Origin of the sequence: Mesorhizobium sp. M8A.F.Ca.ET.161.01.1.1 (assembly GCF_004792105.1) — a bacterium.
GTDB lineage: Bacteria > Pseudomonadota > Alphaproteobacteria > Rhizobiales > Rhizobiaceae > Mesorhizobium.
Genome location: NZ_SRTD01000555.1, coordinates 1 through 278 on the forward strand (window position 1 = coordinate 1; position 278 = coordinate 278).

Genomic DNA, 278 nt, shown 5'->3' on the forward strand with positions numbered 1-278 from the left:
GCACCGTCAGGACGCGCGCGAAGGCGCGCGCATGGCGCTGGTGATCACCGGCGGCGGCGGCCTTGCGCTGCTCGGTGGCGTACTGCTGATCGGCCGCATCGTCGGCAGCTTCGACCTGGACGTGGTGCTGGCCGCCGGCGAGCAGATCCGCGCCAGCGCGCTGTACCCGTACGCGCTGTTCCTGGTACTGGCCGGCATCTTCACCAAGAGCGCGCAGTTCCCGTTCCACTTCTGGCTGCCACACGCGATGGCCGCGCCGACCCCGGTCTCGGCCTACC

1 protein-coding gene is annotated in these 278 nt (G+C 71.2%); it reads left to right on the forward strand.

Features of this window, described 5'->3' with window-relative positions; all coding sequences use genetic code 11:
- Nucleotides 1-278, forward strand: a 278-nt coding sequence (locus EN804_RS36990; RefSeq protein ID WP_135922474.1) for a proton-conducting transporter membrane subunit, incomplete at both ends; no start/stop codon positions are given.